This window comes from Paenarthrobacter sp. 10L420, from assembly GCF_056395385.1.
This window is the reverse complement of record NZ_JBFTJK010000026.1, coordinates 18,718-39,553: the sequence shown is the minus strand read 5'-3', so window position 1 is coordinate 39,553 and position 20,836 is coordinate 18,718. Positions and strand designations below refer to the sequence as shown.

The following is a 20,836-nucleotide window of genomic DNA, read 5'->3' as shown; positions in this document are numbered from 1 at the left end:
TCCGCCACCGGATGGCCATAAACAACATTTCCCGACTACCTCTACCCGGAATACAAAGGTGCCTTCACCTCCCTTCTAAAGGCTTTGTTCCAAAAGGCCGACTCAGCGTCAGTTGACCTCAGGTCTTATCCGAACCGTTGCGCCAAACCATGGAGGTCTGGCACACTCGTATTGTGAATACGAAACCATGGGGAAGCCAGGGTCTTGAGGCCAGCGTCGAGGGACTCGGCGCAATGGGCATGTCCGCTGCTTACGGGCGGCGTGACGATGCGGAGTCGGCTGCGACGCTACACCGGGCGCTCGATCTCGGCGTCAGCCTAATCGATACCGCCGAGATGTACGGGCCATTCCTCAATGAGCGGCTGATCGGTGAAACAATCGGCAGCCGCAGCGATGAGTACGTCCTTGCGACCAAGACCGGTTTTGAGATCAGCGATGACGGGAAGCGCGTCGGGCCGAACGGTTCGCCGGCATATCTACGCAAGGCGCTCGAGCGTTCGCTGCGTAACCTTGGCCGCGAGACCATCGACTTGTACTACATCCACCGGGTCGATCCGAGCATACCGATCGAGGAGACATTCGGCACGATGGGGGAGTTCGTCGAAGAGGGCAAAGTCCGCTACCTCGGGATCTCGGAGGCATCCCCAGAGACGATCCGACGCGCGCACGCGACTTATCCACTAACGGCCGTCCAGACCGAGTATTCGCTGTTCGAACGGGCCCCTGAGGTCAACGGTGTCCTTGACACTACCCGCGAGCTCGGCATCGAGTTCGTGGCGTACTCGCCGCTTGGCCGTGGTGTCCTGACCGGTGCGATCTCCTCGTGGGACGACTTGGAGGAGGGCGATTTCCGTCGTGTCAGCCCACGCTTTGTCGACGGCAACCTAGCGGCCAACCTGAAGGTCGTCGAGAAGCTGCGCGCGATGGCCGCGCGGAAGGGCATCACTCCGGGGCAGTTGGCTTTGGCATGGGTGTTGCAGCAGGAGGATGTCGTCGCGATCCCCGGTACCAAGCGTCGTACGTACCTGGAGGAGAACGTGGCCGCCGCCGAAGTCGTACTGACAGCCGACGACTTCTCGGTCCTCGACGAGATATTCCCCGTCGGAGTAGCCGCAGGAGAACGCTATCCGGATTACGCCCTCAAGGGCCTGACGATCTAGCTAGGGCGTGCGGATCGCAATCGTCTCGGCGTCCTCGTCCTAAACTACCCAGACCGAAATCGGACCCTACCTCGACCGATAAACTAACGGCCCTGTTACACAAACAACTTGACAGGTTCAAAACCATCAGCTGACCTGCGGAAATGCTGAATACGCCAAGAGCCGGGAGTTCTGGCAGCCACTTCTACTCCCCTTATGTAGAACGCCGTAATGAAGCTTTCGTCAAGCTCTAGACCACGGCGGGGAAGAGGTCGCCATTTACTAGTAAGGCGGTGGGGCCTGTAAAAATGGGGCTATGGACAAACTGGGGGCGGGGATGCGTATTGACAGGATTCCGTCTTGGAGGTTCGCGTGGCGTTGATCGACAGCGAGCCCGAGATTTTGGCGACGATTCGAGCTCCGGGACTCCCTGACTTTGAGCCAGACACATCAGCTCCTGCAGGCAGCCTTCGGGTAGGAGGACGCCCACTTGCACCGGTTTCTAACCGCCAACCCCTTCGCTCCGCTGCGGCCGCTCGACGGCGAATTCCTGGAAGTCCCGCAGTGGCTTCCAGGGCAGCAGTGTGAAGAGCTGGACGACAGGCCTGAGGAGGACTGCTCCCTGGCCAGCTCCTCGCACTGGGCCCTGGCGGAGGTTTCTACGAATACGACTTCGGTGACAGCTGGGTTCACGGGCTTGAGCTGGTGTCCCGCCGGCCCGCGGACGACGTTACTCCGCCGGCCCCGCTGATCGATGGAGCCCGGCGCGGCCCACGGAGACTCCGGAGGTTTTCCCCGGTTACGAGGAGATCATGGATGCCTGGCCGACCCGTCGCATCCCGGCCACGCAGAACACGCAGCATGGGTGGCTGACATGACCGTTCCGTTGAGCCCTTTGATCCCGCCTTCCTGGACATTGCTGCAGTGAACCAAGCGCTGGCTAGCAGTTCTGACGTTCCGTCTGCGGCAGGAAAAAATGCAGAACGATAGGCGCCGTCGATGAAGGAGGAGTTGTGCTCAATCGGCTGCATCAGTAAACCTTCTCGATGGTGTTGCCGGCAAGCTTGTTCTCGAGCAATCCCTTGACTCTCCTTCGAGTTCTACTCATGATCCGCGTCACGCTCACGACCGCTGACGCAGTTCCCGAACTCGACAAATTGGCTTGAATCCCTGCGTCTTTGGAATCGTAGTCAAGAATGATGCAAGAATGCTAAGGGTAGATGGAGAGGACTCCAAGACGGGTCCGGACGAAAGGTCAATTGTGGCGTATGAGCTTGAAGGAACGGTTGCACTCATCACGGGCGCCAGTAGCGGGATCGGGGCGGCAACGGCAAGACGCCTTGCGCGGGAGGGAGCGCAGGTGGCGCTGGTGGCCAGGCGGCGTGAACGTCTTGAGCAGTTGGCACAAATTATCAGGGGTGAGGGTGGTCGGGCCCACGCAATTACTGCTGACATAACATCCCGGGCTGGCGCAGAGTCCGCTGTCGAGCAGGTCGTTGCCACGTACGGTCGGCTCGATATCGTCATCAACAATGCCGGGGCAATGCTTATCGGCCCCTTCGCAGACGCACCGGAGGGTGAATGGGAGCGAATGATCGATGTGAATGTTCTTGGTCTCCTGTACGTCTCGAAGGCCGCTTTGCCGCATTTGATCAAGGCGGCGGCCGAGGAACCGCGACATACGTCGGATTTAGTCAACATCAGCTCCTCGGCCGGCAGGGTCGCCCATGCAGGCGCCGCTGTATACAACTTGACCAAATTTGGTGTGAATGGTTTCAGCGAGGCACTTCGCCAAGAGATGCGGCCCCTGCGAGTAAGGGTCAGTGTTATCGAACCGGGCAATGTTGACACAGAGCTTGCCTCGCACACCCGGCAGGGGTTGCGTACAGGAGTGCAGTCCCAATTATCTTCCATCGAAAGGCTCCAACCCGAGGACATTGCTGATGCCGTCGCCTATGTGGTCACCAGCAAACGTCGAGTCGCTGTCAATGAAGTCTTCGTGCGTGCCGCCGACCAAACCTGGTAAGCGAATCCCGACCTGAACTAGGAGATTAATCGTGTCTCCTAGGCGGCGCGTTTCGTCAACGTGCTGGGACTACGGCAAGCGGCTTGAGAGTATGGAAATGCATGGAAAAGTTTGCGGCTGCGAACCTCAATGATGGGGACCTACTTCTGGTGGTCCGCTTGGAGCTCGTCGACAGTGTGCCTGCTCTTTGGTGCCACCTTGAGATACACGTTTCCCTGGCCCTGAACCAGATACATGCAGAAACGCAATCTCGCTATTGCGCTGGGCCCGGGGTGTGGCTGGCGCCGCTGGCTGCTTTTGCCCAGCAGCCAACGGCGACCTTGGCTCAGCGCTCTAGCCGGAACCCAAGCTTTATTGTCACCTGCCCGTCCGCGACCTCGCCATCCTTCAAGTGCCCGCGGATCTCTTTGACCTCGAACCAATCAAGGTTCCGCAAACTCTTGGAAGCCTCATTTAACCCACTGCGAACTGCTGCATCGACACTGTCTCGGGACGTGCCAACAATTTCGGAAATGCTGTACGAGTGACTAGACATCAAGGCTCCTTTGACTTCTTCGATGCCCGGCTCTCGGGTGGTTGGAGGGACGCCGCGGACCTCCGTTGGGAATGGCGACGACGGTTGTCACTTGTGCCGCGCCATGCGAGTCAGGTCTCCCTTTCTGTGTTGGTGCCTGGCTGCTGTTTGCCGCGTCCCAGCCTTTCTAAACGGTCAATCGCATTTCAGGGACGGCGTCGTAGAGGGCTTGGGTGTAGGGGTGTGTCGGGTTTGTGAAGAGTTTCGCGGTTTCGCCGTGTTCGACGACGTGTCCGTCTTTCATGACGATTGCGCGGTTGGCGAGGTTTCGTACGACTCCGAGGTTGTGGGTGATGAACAGGAGCGAAACGCCGTCCTGGCGCAGGTTGTCGAGGAGGTTGACGATTGTGGCCTGCACGGAGACGTCAAGTGCTGAGGTGACTTCGTCGCAGATGATGATGCTGGGGCGGGCGGCGAGGGCTCGTGCGATTGCGACGCGTTGTTTTTCTCCGCCGGAGAGTTCGCTGGGGTATTTTCCGAGGACCTCGGATGAGAGTTGTACTCGTTCGAGTAGTTCGGTGAGTTCGCCGGTTGTGGCGCGTGTACCGCCGAGCATTTCCAGGGGACGGCTGATGATGGTTCGGATGGTGTGTGAGGGGTTGAGTGAGCGGTCGGGGTTCTGGAAGACGATTTGCACCTGCTGGAGTTGTTCTCGGGTGCGGTATTTTGCCTGTTTGGGAAGGGGCGTTCCGCGGAAGAGTACCTGCCCGTCCGAGGGCGGGTGCAGACCGGCGATGCACCGGCCGGTGGTGGATTTCCCGCTGCCTGATTCTCCGACGATTGCCACGCATTCGGCTTTGCCGATGCTGAAACTGACGTCGTCAACCGCGATGTTCTGGCGGGATCCGCCCCCGTATTTGGCGATGAGGTTGCGAACCCCGAGTTCGGGCACCCCGATGTCGGGGCGGTCCATCTCCTCACGGTTTCTCACTTCTACCCGAATGGAGTGGGGGTGGAAGCATCGAATGTATCCGTCGCCGTGGGCGGGGGCAGCTGCAGGAAAGTGTTCGCCGCACAGTTCCGTCGCGGCCGGGCAGCGGGTGCGGAAGAAGCATCCGCTCGGGCGCTCGCCCGGCTGCGCAGCTGTGCCTGGGATACCCTTGATGACGCGGCGAGTGATGACGCTGGGCACCGAATTCAATAGTTCGGCGGTATAGGGGTGGGTGGGATCGCGGAAGATCTGAGTGCAGGAGCCTACTTCGACGAGTCGCCCGGAGTACATGACGCCGACCCGGTGTGCGATCTCTTGGACCACCGCGAGGTCGTGGGTGACGTAAACGAAAGCGGATTCGCGTCGCGCGGCGAGTTGGGCGACGAGTTCGATGATCTTTTTCTGGGAAGTGGCGTCGAGCGCGGTCGTTGGTTCGTCGAGCACGATCACGCTGGGTCGTCCCACCAAAGCCATCGCGATCAGGATCCGCTGCTGCTGGCCTCCGGAAAGCTCGAACGGGTAGCGGTTGATGAAGCTTTCATCGGCGGGGAGTTCCACGTCGCGAATCGCTTCGATGCATCTGGCACGCGCCTCGTCTGCGCTGCCGCCGTGCACGGTGAGTGTTTCGACCATTTGCGAGATGATTGTGCGGCGCGGGCTGAGGCCCTTGCTGGGGTCTTGTGGCACGTAGCTGATCCGTGAACCGCGAACGGTCCGCAGGCGCTGGGGGTCGAGGGTGGGCATATCGATGTCGCCGACTCGGATTTCGCCGGCGCTGATCCTGGCACCAGCGCGTGCGAAGCCGAGAAGCCCCATGGCAACACTGGACTTACCGCAGCCTGATTCTCCGACGAGTGCGAAGATTTCACCTCGCGAGACCTCGAAGCTGATCTGATCGACGATCTCGATGCCGTGATCGGTCTCGATGCGAAGGTCACGCACCTGCAGAACGGGGTCTTCCTCAGTGTTCACCGGGCATAGTGGTAGGGATGCGTGAGCGCTCATTATCGGGTCCTTCCGCCCACGGAACGGGCGATTGAATCGGAAACTGTGGTGACGGATACGGTGAAGAGCGCGATGGCTATTGCCGGCACCACTACTGCGATGGGCTGAGTAAGGAGGCCGATCCGGTTTTCGTTGATCATGAGGCCCCAGTCCGCTGCCGGAGGCGATTGGCCGACACCGAGGAAACTGAGTCCTGCGTAGATGAGGGCTGCATAGCCCACCCGGGCACCGAAATCGGCGGCCAGTACGGAGCGGGTGTTCGGCAATATCTCCCGTACCGCGATAGCGAGTCGGCTCTCGCCGCGTGCCAGCGCAGCTTCGACGTAATCAGTCGAGGCCGCATCCAGGGTCGCCGCGCGTGCCACCCGGATCGCGCCGGGCACGAGCACGACCGTCAATGCGACAAGCGACGGCCCGGGGCCGGTACCAAGGCTGGCCAGGACGAGCAACGCGAGGATCAGGGATGGCAACGACAGCACGACATCGACGATCCACGTTATGACGAGATCGACTCTGCCGCCGATGGAACCGGCGAGGGTGCCGACCAGGCCTCCAACCACCAACGAGATAAGAGGAGCCAGCAAGGACAGCATGATCAGGGTGGCTCCGCCGCGCAGGAATCGGCTGAAAACATCGCGTCCGAGGTAGTCGGTGCCCAGCAGATGCGTGGAGTCCGGAGGGCCGAAAGGAACCCCCGCCACATCCGTGATGCCATACGGTGCCAGCAAGGGACCGACGATGACAACGATCAGGATCACCGCCATGCCAGCTACACCGAACCGTCCGCTCACCGTTCCGGTGGCGAGCCTGGGCACATTCCGCAACGCCCGCCATGCCTGCCGCAATGGTGTGTGACTGGTGCTGCCCGGTGTGGGCGCGTTCTTGGATAGGGTCGTCATCAGAAAGCACCTCCCCGGCGCAGTTGCGGGTTGAGCACCATCGCCACCAGATCGGCGGCCAGGTTGCTGAGAATGTACGCGGCGCTGAGCAGCATCGTGAGGCTGGCCACGGTCGTGATGTCGCGGGTGGATACTGCCTGGACGAGCATGGTTCCCACCCCCGGATAGTTGAAAACGGTCTCGATCACGACCACACCGCCAATGAGAGACCCCATCGCCAGACCGAGCACCTGCACCGAGGGTCCGAGCGAGTTCGGCAATACGTGACGGAGGAGGAGGGTGCGGGGCGGCACCCCCCGGAGCACGGCCATTTGTACGAAGTCGGACTGCAGTACATCGATGGTCGACGCCCGCACCAGGCGAGTCACCTGGCCGGCGCCGACGATCAGCATCGTGAGCACCGGAAGCACGAGGAGGTTCGGTTGCTCGAGCGCGGTCATCCTTGGGTTCAGGAGCGAAACGCTCGGCAGGATTCTGAGCCAGCTCGCGAAGATGACCACCAGGAACGTCCCGACGACGAATTCCGGCGTAGACAAGAGCCACATGGTGCCCGCGCCCACGACACGGTCGATCATCGTGTCTTTCCGCATTGCGGACCAGGTGCCCAGCGCCAACGCCACCGGGATGAGCAGGATTAACAGGCACCCTGTGAGAACCAGAGTATTCCCCAACCGCGATCCCACAAGATCCGCGACCGGCTGATGAGTTACCATCGAAACTCCTAGATCCCCGTGGAGCAGCCCCGTGAGCCACGCCCAGTAGCGCACGACGACAGGCTGGTCCAATCCCGCAGCCTGTAAGGCGGCCTGAAGCGCGGCCGGATCGCCCGCGTTAACCCCCAAAGCAACCTCCGCCGCGTTCCCCGGCAGCAGATTCGCACCGAGAAACACCAGAGCAGACACCGCCAAGAGGGTGATCGCGCCAGTACCGATCCGCACCAGCACATAACGCACCAGCGGAGGCAAAGGCACCGGGCCGCGCCGCCGCATCCTCGTCACCGGGGGCTTGGTCGCAGGCGGTGTAGTCACCGTGGCCGTCATTTATTAACCGTCACGTCGGTGAAGTCGTAATCGCCGAACGGAAAACGCATATTGTTTTGGAGCCCGGTGACACTCTTCGAGCTGGCGGTGACGATGTTGTAGAACGCGGGAATAATGTAGGGGTCCTCGTTGTACATTTTGGTTTGAGCTTCGATGAGATGTGTCCGCTGGGCAGCGGGGTCGCTTGTCGAGATCGCCGCCTCGTACGCACTCAGGAAGTCAGAGTCCCCCCAGCTTGTTTCGCTCGTTCCGGCGTCGATCGCCTGCCAGCTCATATGACCGTTGATCTGGGCGCTGATCGACCGAGCTCCCCAGATCGTCGGTGACCACTGCCTGTCATTCTGGGGGGTTCCGTAGAACTCAGCGGCCGGCATCTGCTTAATGTTGATCGTGACTCCTGCCTTAGCTGCTGACGCGGCAAAGAGCGTGACCATTTCGTTGGTACCCGGGCCGATGTTCGACGTCGGCAACGTAAGGGTCAGGTTTTCGTAGCCGGCTTCCTTGAGCAGTTGTCGAGCACGATCGGGGTCATAGGCGCGCTGGGGCAACCTTGCGAATTTCGGATCGAACCAGCCGAACAGGTCATTTCCGATCGTTGCGTTGCCGCCGTAAGCGTTGCTCACAACCTGCTGACGATCAATCAAGAGGCCCATCGCCTCCCGCACCCTAGGGTCATCGAACGGCTTGAGGTGGGTATTCATACGGATACCCACCCACGATCCGGATGGTTCGTTGGAGACCGTGAGCCCTGCGCCTTCAAGCTGCGCGATCCCGCTGAACGGAACCCCGGAGACCGCGTCGACCTGGCCGGACAGCAGCGCGTTAACACGCGTTGTTTCATCGTTGATGGAATTAATCTCGACCGAGGCCAGCTTGGCCGCACCGCCCCAATAGTCGTCGTTGCGCACGAACGTTGACTGCTGGCCCGGCGTGAAGGACTTGAACTTGAACGGCCCGGTACCCACCGGGTGCTCAAAACTCTTCGTGCCGCTCTTGATAATCAGTTCATTGACGTCGACAAGTGTCTCGGGGTAAAGGAAGTTCGGTACCTTGAGCGGGATCTCCAGGGTCAGATCATCGATCTTCTTCAGCTTTGGCCGGTCCACGCTCGACCACACATTGCTGGCCCAGGTCACCTTCTCGACGTTATAGTTCATCGTGTAGATGACATCGTCGACAGTGAGGGGCGTGCCGTCATGCCACGTCACGCCACCCCGGAGCTTTAGCGTCCAGACTGATCCGTCCCCGTTTGGAGTGAGCGACTCAGCCAGCATGTTCTCGACGATCTTGTCGCCGGCGCCCATCCGCACCAACGGCTCGAAGATCTGCAAGTCTCGCGCGATGCTTGCTTCGGCGTCCATATGTGTGGGATCCAGGGTTTCCATTGTCCCCGTGCCGAGTACTCCAACCCGGAGTATGCCATTACTTCCAGCCGACGTGGATGTCTCCGAACCGGATGCGCCCGGGGTGCACCCCGTCAGGGCGCCCACCCCCGCGAGCACAATGACGCCCGACACGGCCACAACAGCTAAGCGACGTCGGCCAACAGAAATCTTTGTCAGTGTAGATGAACTAGTCATGATTATCTTTCAGGTTTGATTGGTGCAATGTTTCGGTGAAGCCTCTACGAGAGGTGGCTGCGAGAGATGACCGGGCGTGGTCCGAACCCCCAGCAGCCGGCCCTCACGACCGCGCCGCGAGTGGCGTCAGCGTGGTTTGCGGTTTCGCTGTCTGGGCGACTCGGTAGTCCGGGCCGTATTGGTCGCGAGCTCCGAGATGTGCGCGGAGGGTGGTGCCTTCATAGTCCCGGTGGAACAGCCCGCGATCCTGCAGGATCGGGATGACCTGGTCAACGAAGGCGTCGATGCCGTCCCGGTACACGTCGATGCATAGCCAGAATCCGTCGACGGCACCTGATTCGAACCATTCCTGCATGTGATCGGCGGCTTCGGACGCGGTTCCGACCTTCGTGGGATGCTCGGCGAAGACACCTTGGGCGAGGATGTCACGCACGCTCCACCCCTCGCTCGCGAGAGTGTGCGCTCGAATGCTGCGCGCCTGAATCCAGCCTGGCGCGTCGGGGTTCGGCGGGCGGAGTGCGCCGAGTTCTGACGGTTGCAGGACCCGGTCCAGGTCTGCCATGGTCAGCGGCACCCCAAGCAGTTCACCCAGCTGCGGCACCCACTGTGGCAGGCGGGAAGCTACGAGCGATGCACGCCGGTCAAGAGCCTCACGCTTCGTCGGGGCGATGGTGGGACTAAACCCGGCCACGTACTTCACCTCGTCGGGGTCCCGTCCCGCTTCGGACGCGTACCGGCGGATCGTTTCCCGGTAGGCCCGTGCCTGCTCGATCGAGGACGCGAGGCCGACGGCGAGATCCGCGTAACGTCCGGCGAGTGCGAAGGAGTTATCTCCCAGACCGGACTGCACGATGACGGGCTGACCCTGTTCAGAGGGTGGGATATAAAGAGGCCCCCGTGAATTCACGTACTTGCCCTCAAAGCTGATCGGCGCGACCTCACCTGGCTTGGTGTATTCCCCGGTCTCCTGGTCGTGAACCCACGCCTCGCGACCCCAACTGGCCCACAACGACTGAACCAGCTCAATACTCTCCCGGGCCCGCCCATAGCGGTCCTCACCAGACAGCACCTCGGACCCGTGGTTCGCAGCGACATCAGGATAACCGGATGCCACCGCATTCCAGGCCGCGCGCCCATGACTGATGTAATCGACGGTCTTCAGCTGCTGCGCGAGAGAATACGGGTGGTTATACGTCGTCGATGCGCTTGCCACGAACCCGATATGCTCGGTCGCCCGCGCAAGAATAGCCATGTGGATCATAACGTCCGGTGTCATATCAGGCCCATAATGCTCAAAGTCTTCTACTTGGTGGTAAGGACCGTTAGGGAAGAAGAGGAACTGAAACTTTCCCCGCTCCGCCGCCCGGGCATACCTGATCCGTGTGTCATAGTCCAAGTACTCGACGGGGTCCACTCCTGGTGCACGCCACGAGTCAGGCTGGGTGCCGGACAAGTTGCCTAACTCCATACCAAGAATCATCTGTTTTGCTGTCATAGAAAGTCCTTTCCGCAGACGCGGCAGAGCGCTGGGCACGCGACCTAGCCACGCCAGCGGGTCATTGAGGGCCGCCGGGAATGTGAGATCCCCAGGCGACGGGAGATCTCGTAGTAGGACTGTATAGAGACATGGCCACGCAGCGTTATCGCAATGATGTCGTTTACTTTGTTCAATCGCGCCAAAAAGTTTCGATAGTTCCATCGGGCGGAACAACAGGGCGCAACAGAGCCTGTTACCGTGTCCTTGCAAATCCCATAATGCTGGTTTGACTTAGAAATCGATTTCACTGACAGCGGAGCCAGACCGGAACTCACTAGGGCTATGGCCGGTCCAGCGGCGGAAGGCATTGCTAAAGCTAGCGACTTCGCTATATCCGACCTGTCTTGCGATCTCAGAGACGGTTAGATCGGTGAAGGAGAGCAGGTCGCAACCTTCACGCATCCGCACCTCATCCCGAAGAGCGCGGAAGCTGATACTCTCCTCGCTGAGGTGGCGCTGCAAGGTCCGCGCGGGGATGGCCAACTTTGCAGATATCTGCCCGAGATTTAGACCGGCGTTGCCGGGCTGTCGGAGTAGCGCAAATACTTTGTCATGGAGCTGTACCGGGTTTGTCCAGCTCAGCCGGGACCGCTCGAGTCGCGTTACGTACTCTTGATGGACCATCTGGTTGGAACGCGGCAGAGGAGTGTCCAGCAGGCTTGTGTGCCAGACCCAACGGAGACCAGATCCGCGGCGTGATACCAGGGGCGCCTTCACAGCCTTTGTGAGGGCGACAGGCAACGGGTCAATGGGGACCTCCACTCGCTCGAAGGGGAGCGGCCCTTGCCAGATGTCGTTGTAAAGCATTACTCCGGTGATGATCTCGTTGATTATGGTGAAACGAAAAAACGCGGTCGTTGGGCCAATATGATGCGGCAGCCTGAATTCATAGCCTGTCCAGAACGGATCGATGTCAAATGCGATATAACGCCCGACTCCGTATCCCAACTTTGTACCTAAATTGCGGAAATGCCTCAAAGTCGGCGCCGTGATCATAGCCAGCCCGAACTCTCCCAACATATGGTACGTATACCGTCGGGCAGCCTCGACCCATATCTCAGGTTGTTCCGATGTTCGTGAGGCGAAGTGTTCCTGGAATACCAGTTCCTGGTTCCAGCCAATTTTTCCGCCCGGCACATCGATCACGTGCGGGGACAGGTTAGCGGCACGCAACGAAGGAGCTGGATCGAGTCCATACTCCATTAACACTTCGCACAGCTGTCGAACGTTCAGAGAGGCAACCTTGTGGGGTGATCCACTGGCAACCTGTCTTCCGGTTGAGGCCCGCTTAGGCAAGGTGCTCCGTTCCGGTGTGTTCGGTAGTTTCAGCTAAACCTCCGATGGAACGCGTTGAGGGGGAACATGCGCCGTAGTTCAGCGCCAAGCTGTCCATTACTCTCGTTTTGTGCACATCAGAGGAAACGGTGGCACGCATCAGGGGATGACGGCCGCTTCCCCCCCGGCCTACCGTAGCATCATTCTTGACTACGATTCCAGGAACGCAAGGCCTCGCTCGTCGTGCTTACGCCTGTTGTGAAGAGGACTGCCACTTTTGCCGGGGGTCGGGCGTCGGTGGTGGTCCTTGAACCGGCCGTTGAGCGCTTCGGTGAGTTCCGGGATCTTGTCGCGCGGTTTCCGTTGGCCAGCTGCGCAAGCACGGCGGGGTTGTCCTGACCATCGATGAGGGCTTGGAGCATCAATCGTCCCGAGACGCCGTTGATGTTCGAAGCCACTGACGAAAGCTTGATGCAGGCGTCCTCAAGGAGCTTCTCCAAGCGTTGTATCTCGCAGGTCCGTTCGCGGGTGATGATTGTCCGCGCACGGGTCAGGCACCGCAGTTCCCGCACCGGTGGCGGTGGCACAAATGATGCCCTCACGAGCCCGTGGGCTGCCAGATCCGCCAACCATGCGGCGTCTGAAACATCAGTTTTGCGCCCTGGCATGTTGCGGGCATCGCGGGCGTTGACCAGAACCACCTCCAGCCCGTCATCCTCGAGCAGGTAGTAGGACGGGCGCCAGTAATCGCTGGTGGCTTCCATCACCACCATGCTCACGCGCTCGTTGAGCAGATAATCGCGCAACTCCAGAATCCAGGACGTTACCGCAGCCCACGTCGTGACCGTGGTTCTCGTGGCATTGCTCGCGGAACCTTGGACCCTAAGGCAGACCTTCGCATCCTTCTTCGAAACATCGATTCCCGCGCAGCGGGGGTGGATGACTTCCACGCCCGATCACCTCCCTTGAACCGTTCTGTTGGGCAGGAAATGTCTTTGTTCCAGGGAGGGCGGGATTCAACAACAAGTTTGACATGGGTGCTCACCGCAACAGTCCACGGTCCCGCGGACAAAAGCTGTGCCCTCCACCACCAGATTGAGCGACAGGATCACAGGCACCACTAAACGGACGGGGTCAACCGAAACACACTCCCAAGTCTGCTCCGCCAACCCAACACCACGCCAGAGGCTCCCCGCGCACATATTTCCGTACCCACGGCGCGGCGAAGCCCCTGAATGACTGAACGGCCGTTACGGCACCCGGGCGGTGCAAGAGCCAGGGATTGCCTGGTTTGAAAGACGGGCAAAGAACGACTAGCCACAAACTCTCGACCACCTAAGATGTGTAAAACGAAAAACAAACAAAGCGCACTAAACGACTCAATGGGAACGCCGTGGCTATGAGCGCCGGGCAGAGAGTGGTCCGACCCAGGCTGGTATGGGCGGGAACGGCGGTGAAAGTCACTGCCTGTCCGTTCCGAGGAGCTCGACGCAGTCGCGCTCGAAGCTGTTGAGGGTGTTGGTCATCCTGCGGTGGGCTCGCGGTCAATCTGTCGAGTCGTGTCATGAGGCGTTTGTACGGTCGGCTTCGGCGATTCAGCCTCGTTGTTCGGCACCGCGGGTGAGTGCATCTGCATTAACGCGTTGCTCAACAAGGAACGGCGGTGAGCTGGTCTCGCGGTGGAAGCTTGGGCAATGCTCACAAATACTTGCGTAGGCGCAGGTGCCCTGGGCGGGTTCCCACAGGTAGAACCGTCCGGCCAGGGGGATTTCAGCGGCGGGGTGTCCTTCCGCTCTCTTCCGCCTGTGTGATACGTGTGAGAGGCAGGCTGGTCCTGCCGGTCGCTGGTGTGGGTGCTGTTGTTTGGCCAGACCAAGGGCCAGTTCGTAATCTTTACGCCCGGTGGGGCAGTCAGTCAAGGCCAGCAGCAGTACCTCAAGAATGCTCCAAGGTCGCTGGCGCAACGAACTTCCATGCGCATCCATTTGAGCGCTCAACGGCGCACCAGGCCTCCTACACATTTTGAGCGTTCAATATAGAGGAGTAAAGTGATGCGGGTCTCTTGTCAACGTTCTCTTCTCTCGGCCGCGGAAGTACGTGGCGGCCACGGCGCCACGACGGATGCGCCGCAGGTCCTGTTGTCACCGGAGGCAAGGTGGGACGGATGTAGGACCGCCAACATAATAATCGATTAGTTAATCGTGCGACGTCAGAACTTTGATGTGGCGCAACGAAGGGATTTACATGAAGATCGGAATTCTCGGGGCAGGATCCATCGGTGCTACGCTCGCTAGCAGGTTGAGCGAAGCCGGGCACAAGATCAAGGTTGCCAATTCCCGCGGTCCAGAATCCATCAACCCCGACATCGTGGCAGCAGGGGCCCGGGCGGTAGAGGCCCCCGACGTCGTCACCGACATCGACGTCCTGATCATTTCCATACCACTCATTCGAGTGCCGGAGATCAAGCCCCTCATCACAACCCTCCCTGCCGAAACGGTCATTGTCGACACCTCGAATTACTACCCTCGTCGGGATGGAGGGGTTCAGGCGCTCGAGGCGGGGCAGGTCGAAAGCCTCTGGGTCACCGAGCAATTGGGCCGTCCGGTTGCTAAAGCCTGGAACGCTATCCCTGCGGAATCCTTCGCGAAAAATGGGAAGCCGGCTGGGGATCCGGATCGCATCGCGATCCCTGTCGCCGCTGACCGTGATCGCGATAAGCAGGTAGCCATGGCTCTCGTCGAGGAGACCGGGTTTGACGCCGTTGATGCCGGTTCCCTCGCGGACTCCTGGCGGCAGCAGCCCGGATCGCCCAGCTACTGCACCAACCTGACGCGGCAGGAGATTCCAAACGCCCTTGCTGCGGCCGAAAAGGCACGGCTGCCACAGCGCCGGGACCTTGTTATTGCAGCCGTCACAGAACGTGCCGGGAGCCACCTGGCTGTCGGCGCCGATTACATGGTGCGTCTGAACCGAGTTATCTTCAGCTAAGCCGGGATCATATACTTTGACGTGCTTGGTAATTCCGCCAGCGTCGACGATCCAGTACGTCCAGGGATATCTGGCTCATGGCGAGTTCGAATGTTCCCGCCATGGGCCTCTTCTTCGTACCGCCGATCACCGGCCTTGGTTCTTGTCATCAAACGAGAGCACGACATTCGAGTTGAGTCCATCCATGGCTGGTCGGATACACGAACTTCGACCGCGGCATTGGCGCCTCATTCTTCCCCTAACGGCGCACGAGTTGCCTGTCAGTATGAGTTCGAAGGAAACCTTTAACCCACGTGTTCCCCAGGTGCGAGCAGCCGACAGTGGCCCCTCAGTGGACTACCGGATCATGGCCGCGGCCCGGGCACGGGATCCCGTGAATTCGCTCACACTCCCTTGGAGCATCCTCATCACCACCACAGAGCCGTTCTTGCTCGCCGCGCAGAGCGGGGGAGCGTGCGCCCGTCGCTCGAGGCTTCGATTTTGTTCTGTCGGCTTGTTCCATTGCGTGGGTCAAAAGCAACCGGGCTGATGAGGAGTCGTTGAGTCGTCTGCGCTAGCTCTTCGCGAGCGGCTACCGCGAGCGGGCGAGGAGTGTTAACCCTTTGGACGCCGTGGGCCAGCTGGTTCTGACCCGCTGGCGTCCTGACCGCAAATTTCATCAAGGAGGAAATGCATGGATAGTTCACCAAGAGTGCTGCCCGCCGATGCCCGCCGTGTTGTGGCGAAGGGTGATCTCGGTTATCTCGAGGGCGCCCGCTGGCACAATGGGGCGCTCTGGTTCTCGGACATGAGCCGTCGAAAGATCTGTCGCCTGTCCCCTGACGGGTTGGTCGAGGATGTCGCTGATGTACCCGGCCGACCCTCGGGCCTCGGTTTTGGCCCCGACGGGGCGCCGATGGTTGTTTCGATCGAGGATGGTCGGCTGCTTCGCGTGGGAAGCAGCGGGCTGGAGGAACTCGCCGACCTCGCGCCGGTCGCGTTTCATCCGAACGATATGGCCGTGGACCGAGAGGGCCGCGCGTACATCGGTCCGCAGGGCTACCCTTTCGGAAGCGATCCTATTGGCGTGGGCTTGATCATCCGCCATCCGGACGGCCGAATCGACACCGGCGGCCAGGATCTCATATTCCCCAACGGCATCGCCATCTCAGGCGACGGGCGAACCCTCGTGGTCGCAGAGTCGTTCCGGGCACCACGGGTGAGACTCACCGCGTTCGATGTGGCGGACGACGGTGCGCTGCTGAACCAGCGTGTGTTCGCTGAGTTCGGGTCACCGGACACAGAGTCTGTGGATGGTATCGGCATCGACAGCGAGGGTGCGGTATGGGCAGCCTTCCCGTGGATCGGAGAATTTCGGCGTGTCTGTGAAGGCGGCGAGGTCACCGACATCATCCGGATTGAGCCGGACACCGTCGCATATCCCGACGGCGGTGCTTTCGCTGTCGATGCGGTATTGGGAGGACCGGAAATGCGTACACTCTACCTGCTCATCTCGGATACAAGTCCCGAGCGACTCGTTAGTGGCTTCGATGCCACGGGCCGCATCGAAGCCATCGAGGTAGAGGTCGCAGGGATCCGGGACTAACGACGCACTCCTGAATATCAGCACAATAGCCCGAGACAGCGCACCGACGCCGTGGTTCGTGGACGGCACGACTGCTCCTCGATCGCCCTCAGCGGCTTCGACGCGTTGACTGTGAAGCGGTCCGAGCCGCGCAGCAAGCCGCCACTTCCACGAGGGCTTTGAGGATATGGCCGGGTAGGCCGGCAGTAATGTGCGGCCAAAGCACCTCAGCCGAGGGCGCACAGGCAGCCCAAGCCTCGTGACATACCCCCAGCGCTCATTCGGCACCGCCACCTGACCACAGGCCGTCCTGCGCACGGCATTACGTGCCTCCCACCGCTTTCATAGGGCCTAACAGCAAGGAACAGACCCATAAAATGTTAGCTCGACGAGCGGGTAGACGTCAGTCCCGGCGGTGAAATGCCGGGGTACCGCCGCCGGTTTGCACCAGATCTCGACCATACCCGGCCCGGCCTGGCCGCCGAACGCGGGAACGGTGAGGCTAACGGAGAGGGCATCGAGCGTGGCCTTCTCTGTCTCGCCAACGTTGGTCAGGAACTTGGCACCGGTGGCGAGGGCTGCGAGGGCCACTGCGAGCACAAACACGAACATTAAGCGCCAGGCGAAGTGCTCCAGGATCAGGCCCGAAACGGTGGGCCCATGGCCGGGGCCACCGAGATGGCGATGCTGTCTGCCCATCACAGCCCTGCGCTTGGCGATCGGAACCAGCGTGAGGATGGGTCATCAACAGCGGCAGCATTGATGGCGGTTCCGCCCGCCTGGACGATGCTCGCCAGCAACAGCCATGGTCAGCATAAACCCGGCGGAGAGCCACTGGACGATGGGTGCGTCCGCCATGAGCCGCTGGAGGGCGACGCGCATGATGGTCTCGTTGAGGATCACCACAAACGTCTCCGGCGCGGCGGGCTTGGTTGCTTAGGTGCTGACAGACTGACCATTGCCGGACGGAGAGACTTCGGTTACATGGGTGTTCCCCCAGGGAGTCTGGTTGAGCGCGTTTTGGTGGATTGATTCTGGCAGCTTTGGTAGCTGGACCCTGCGCGCAGGAGCGCGATGTATTGACCATGGACGTTAGGGACACTCGGCGTGGTTAGGTGACAAGAAGAAGACCTCCGAGTGGAGTGGGGCTTGTCTAAGAGTCCGCTTCACAAGGAGGTCTTCAATGTCCCATGCTAACGCGATCTTGAATCCGAAGGGCCGGCTCCGGCTGGCTCAGTGCATTGTCGATGGGAAGTTGCCGCTGCGGCGGGCCGCTGAACGTTTCCAGGTATCGGTCACGACAGCGGCGCGGTGGGCAGCCCGCTACCGTGAGCACGGTGAGGCAGGCATGCAGGATCGTTCCAGCCGGCCGGTCAATTCCCCGCAGCGGACACCGGCGCGGCGGGAGCGGCGGATCATCGCGATCCGGGTCAACCGCCGCTGGGGACCAGCCAGGATCGGCTTTCTGCTGGGCATCCACCCCTCCACCGTGCACCGGGTCCTGTCCCGGTTCGGGCTGGCGAGGTTGTCGTGGCTGGACCGTGCCACCGGCAAGGTGATCCGCCGTTACGAGCATGCCCATCCCGGGGACCTGGTCCACGTCGATATCAAGAAACTCGGGCGGATCCCTGACGGCGGCGGCCACCGCAGCGTCGGCAGGAGCCTCGGAAACCGAAATAAGACAGGTGCCGCGGCGAACCGGCGACCGGGCTACGCGTTCCTGCACAACGCCGTCGATGACCACTCCCGGCTGGCCTACACGGAGATCCTGGCCGATGAGAAGAAGGAAACCGCTGCCGGGTTCTGGGAACGCGCCAACGCCTACTTCGAATCCTGCGGAATCACGGTCAAACGCGTCCTGACCGATAACGGCTCCTGCTACCGCTCTTACGCGTTCAAGGACGCCCTGGGCCCGGAGATCAAGCACAAACGCACCCGGCCCTACCGTCCCCAAACCAACGGCAAAGTCGAGCGCTACAACCGCACCCTGCTCGATGAATGGGCCTACTCCCGCCCGTACCGATCAGAGACCGAGCGTGTTGCCGCCTTCGCGGACTGGCTCCATCACTACAATCATCATCGAGGCCACACCTCACTCAAAGGTCAGCCACCAGCCAGCCGCGTCACCAACCTCCGTGGGCAATACACCTAGACGATATGTAGGGGGGAGGTAGAGGCTCCCGCTACATATCCGTCCAGAGTCGTGCGTTAGGGCAGTGTCAAGCCAATCGCCGCGCTGAGGAGCAAGCCTCAAGCTACGACCGTCGGAACCGAGCAGCTCTGGCGGCGGACTCCACCAGAGCTGCGTCAGCCAGCAGCGCGGCGGCTACTATTACACTTCTACTTCGTGAATGCGTTCAGTTGAAATCATCCATCAGGGACATAAGGATTTCCAGACGAGCTAGGTCCCCTTGATGTTCGAGCGATGCCTGCGCCTGAAGATCCACCAGGGTAGTAGCGCCGGAAGCGAGTCTGGCGAAGTCGAGTTTGGCCATGCGCAAGCTCAGATCACAGTCGTTGGGACCTGTTACTTGCCGATAAGTCAACACGCCGCGCCCGACAGACACTCTGAAGCTTTCCTCGGAATCAGTGAGGGACAACGCAATAGTAAGGGCGAAGTCCTGCGCTTTTGGCCCATTGAGGCGAATCGCCATGTAGTCCAGAGACATCTTTGTACTAATAGCTGCAAGTAGCTCGTCCCTGGCGTGCCCCGCGACGGGACGCTGCCGGGCTAATGGATCTCCCAGTTCACGCGCACCACTGAGATAGAAATTCCTCCAGACGCCACTTTCCGACAGGTATGCCAACCTCTCGAAGACCCTGGCCTGTAATGCGCGTCCTGCGGAGTGCGAAGGGGCGGCAGCTAGTAGTTGTTTCAGCAGCTCTGCGGCCCATCGCAGGTCTCCGGCCTCCAGGGCAGTCTCCGCCTGTTCCAGAACTACGGCAGCACCACCTATAGCGTTGACATACTTCTGGCCCATCGCTGCTGGCGGTAGTGAGTGCAAGTTTGCCGGATTGCCGTCAAACCAGCCCAAGTATCGTTGCCAGACGCCTTTGACGTTCTGATTCAGTGCGCCGTAAGTGCCCCGATTGGGGGAGAACTCTCCCAGCGAATCCGGCAGTTCGATCATCTCTGCTGCATCGAGCATGCCATAGCCGTGATTGGCAAGCCTCAGAGTTTCATCATGGATATAGCGGTAGAGATCACGCTGCAGCTCAAGGTGTTGGACGACTTTAGCCGTTCCCCACACCGGCCATTGGTGAGTGAGGAACATGACGTCCGAGCGATCCCCGAAGCTGGCTAGGGCGTCGTCAATGGCCCGACTCCAGCCCAGAGCGTCACGAACTTCTGTACCACGCAGGGTATAGATATTGTGCATCGACTGACTGACGATCTCGGCCATGCACAGCGCCCGGTGCCGGGGAAGATAGCAGATCATCTCTGCTGGCGCTTCCGTGTCTGGAGTGTAATGAAACTCAAACGGCACACCGTCCAGAGTCATCTCGCGCACGTCGTCAATAAAGACGGTTGGCTCTATGAGCGTCATGGTCCCTGTGGACGCTCCTGCCCCCAATCCTGTGCCCACACCCCCCTGCGGACCGCGCGGCAGAGAAAAACCAGCCTGATGTCCGGCGCGGCGGAACATGGCTGGGCCTGCATATAGGCTTTCGCCGACTGCATGCTCCCAGAAGCCTGCGGGAGCCACTAAGGGGATTTGGCCGCTCTCGACCTCATCGGCCTTAACAACGCCTCTAATACCACCGAAATGATCGGCGTGGCTGTGTGAAATGATGACTGCCGTCACAGGCCGGTCCCCGAGGTGGGAGCGCGTGAGGGCAAGTGCAGCTGCAGCTGTTTCCACACTCATCAGTGGGTCGATGATGATGAATCCAGTGGCTCCAACCACAACCGTCATATTCGCTGCATCGAATCCGCGCACCTGAAATATGCCGTCTGCGACTTGATACAGCCCATGCCGCGTGTTCAATTTGGAAACACGCCAAAGATTTGGGTTGACACTCGCTGGTGGCTTTCCCTCTAGAAATGCATAATCGTCCACTCTCCAAACAACACGACCGTCGGCCGCCTTAATTATTGGCGGATCGATGGTTCCGATGAATCCCCTGTCCGCATCCGCGGTCGCGTCATCTTCGGTCGGCCATCGTACGTCTAGGCTCCCTGCTCGGATGTCGTCGGAGATTTGATTAGCCACTGGCTTCATTCCTATCTGTTCGGGCGGTATTGCAATGCGCAAGTACATCTAGCTCGAGACGAAC

Annotated in this window: 13 protein-coding genes and 2 pseudogenes; 5 read left to right on the top strand and 10 right to left on the bottom strand. The window is 60.4% G+C overall.

Annotated features, from left to right (window positions below):
• Nucleotides 1-173: 173 nt before the first annotated feature.
• Together AC1DD5_RS23280 and AC1DD5_RS23275 are read left to right on the top strand one after the other, a co-directional pair.
• Nucleotides 174-1,160 carry an aldo/keto reductase gene (locus tag AC1DD5_RS23280; protein WP_477520182.1) on the top strand — a complete coding sequence of 329 codons (987 nt, stop codon included), beginning with the start codon at nt 174-176 and terminating at the stop codon, nt 1,158-1,160.
• A 1,186-nt stretch (nt 1,161-2,346) separates the two neighbouring features.
• Nucleotides 2,347-3,165 carry an SDR family NAD(P)-dependent oxidoreductase gene (locus tag AC1DD5_RS23275; protein WP_477522866.1) on the top strand — a complete coding sequence of 273 codons (819 nt, stop codon included), beginning with the start codon at nt 2,347-2,349 and terminating at the stop codon, nt 3,163-3,165.
• A gap of 325 nt (nt 3,166-3,490) precedes the next feature.
• Here AC1DD5_RS23275 and AC1DD5_RS23270 read toward each other — a convergent pair whose 3' ends face one another.
• The 8 genes and pseudogenes from AC1DD5_RS23270 to AC1DD5_RS23235 form a co-directional block, all read right to left on the bottom strand.
• Nucleotides 3,491-3,700: a dodecin gene (locus tag AC1DD5_RS23270; RefSeq protein WP_477520180.1), complete on the bottom strand. Its 210-nt coding sequence runs from the start codon at nt 3,698-3,700 to the stop codon at nt 3,491-3,493.
• A gap of 166 nt (nt 3,701-3,866) precedes the next feature.
• Nucleotides 3,867-5,675: an ABC transporter ATP-binding protein gene (locus AC1DD5_RS23265; RefSeq protein WP_477522865.1), complete on the bottom strand. Its 1,809-nt coding sequence runs from the start codon at nt 5,673-5,675 to the stop codon at nt 3,867-3,869.
• Complete coding sequence (locus AC1DD5_RS23260) at nt 5,675-6,574, bottom strand: ABC transporter permease (protein WP_477520178.1); 900 nt, start codon at nt 6,572-6,574, stop codon at nt 5,675-5,677. Before AC1DD5_RS23260 ends, AC1DD5_RS23265 begins: the two co-directional genes overlap by 1 nt.
• Nucleotides 6,574-7,614 (bottom strand): ABC transporter permease, encoded by a 1,041-nt coding sequence (locus AC1DD5_RS23255; RefSeq protein WP_477522864.1) that lies wholly within the window; start codon nt 7,612-7,614, stop codon nt 6,574-6,576. The genes AC1DD5_RS23260 and AC1DD5_RS23255 overlap by 1 nt, the downstream gene beginning before the upstream one ends.
• Nucleotides 7,611-8,999, bottom strand: a complete 1,389-nt coding sequence (locus tag AC1DD5_RS23250) for an ABC transporter substrate-binding protein (protein ID WP_477522863.1) — start codon at nt 8,997-8,999, stop codon at nt 7,611-7,613. Before AC1DD5_RS23250 ends, AC1DD5_RS23255 begins: the two co-directional genes overlap by 4 nt.
• 298 nt (nt 9,000-9,297) lie before the next feature.
• Nucleotides 9,298-10,689, bottom strand: coding sequence for an NtaA/DmoA family FMN-dependent monooxygenase (locus tag AC1DD5_RS23245; RefSeq protein ID WP_477522862.1), 1,392 nt, complete (start codon nt 10,687-10,689; stop codon nt 9,298-9,300).
• A gap of 273 nt (nt 10,690-10,962) precedes the next feature.
• Nucleotides 10,963-11,934 carry an AraC family transcriptional regulator gene (locus AC1DD5_RS23240; protein ID WP_477520174.1) on the bottom strand — a complete coding sequence of 324 codons (972 nt, stop codon included), beginning with the start codon at nt 11,932-11,934 and terminating at the stop codon, nt 10,963-10,965.
• Between the two features lie 357 nt (nt 11,935-12,291).
• Nucleotides 12,292-12,956, bottom strand: a pseudogene (locus AC1DD5_RS23235) (IS110 family transposase); the annotation flags it as partial.
• Nucleotides 12,957-14,250: 1,294 nt separating this feature from the next.
• On the opposite strand from AC1DD5_RS23235, the gene AC1DD5_RS23230 reads away from it, so the two are divergent.
• Both AC1DD5_RS23230 and AC1DD5_RS23225 read left to right on the top strand, forming a co-directional pair.
• Nucleotides 14,251-14,994, top strand: coding sequence for an NADPH-dependent F420 reductase (locus AC1DD5_RS23230; RefSeq protein ID WP_477520173.1), 744 nt, complete (start codon nt 14,251-14,253; stop codon nt 14,992-14,994).
• A 673-nt stretch (nt 14,995-15,667) separates the two neighbouring features.
• On the top strand, nt 15,668-16,579 hold the full coding sequence (locus AC1DD5_RS23225; protein WP_477520172.1) for an SMP-30/gluconolactonase/LRE family protein: 912 nt from the start codon (nt 15,668-15,670) through the stop codon (nt 16,577-16,579).
• Nucleotides 16,580-17,035: 456 nt separating this feature from the next.
• Here AC1DD5_RS23225 and AC1DD5_RS23220 read toward each other — a convergent pair.
• Nucleotides 17,036-17,464, bottom strand: a pseudogene (locus tag AC1DD5_RS23220) (MFS transporter); the annotation flags it as partial.
• 277 nt (nt 17,465-17,741) lie between these two features.
• On the opposite strand from AC1DD5_RS23220, the gene AC1DD5_RS23215 reads away from it, so the two are divergent.
• A complete protein-coding gene (locus tag AC1DD5_RS23215) occupies nt 17,742-18,710 on the top strand; it encodes an IS481 family transposase (protein WP_477522861.1) in 969 nt (322 codons plus the stop codon).
• A gap of 205 nt (nt 18,711-18,915) precedes the next feature.
• On the opposite strand, the gene AC1DD5_RS23210 is transcribed toward AC1DD5_RS23215, so the two are convergent.
• Nucleotides 18,916-20,772: an alkyl/aryl-sulfatase gene (locus tag AC1DD5_RS23210; protein WP_477522860.1), complete on the bottom strand. Its 1,857-nt coding sequence runs from the start codon at nt 20,770-20,772 to the stop codon at nt 18,916-18,918.
• Nucleotides 20,773-20,836 lie beyond the last annotated feature (64 nt).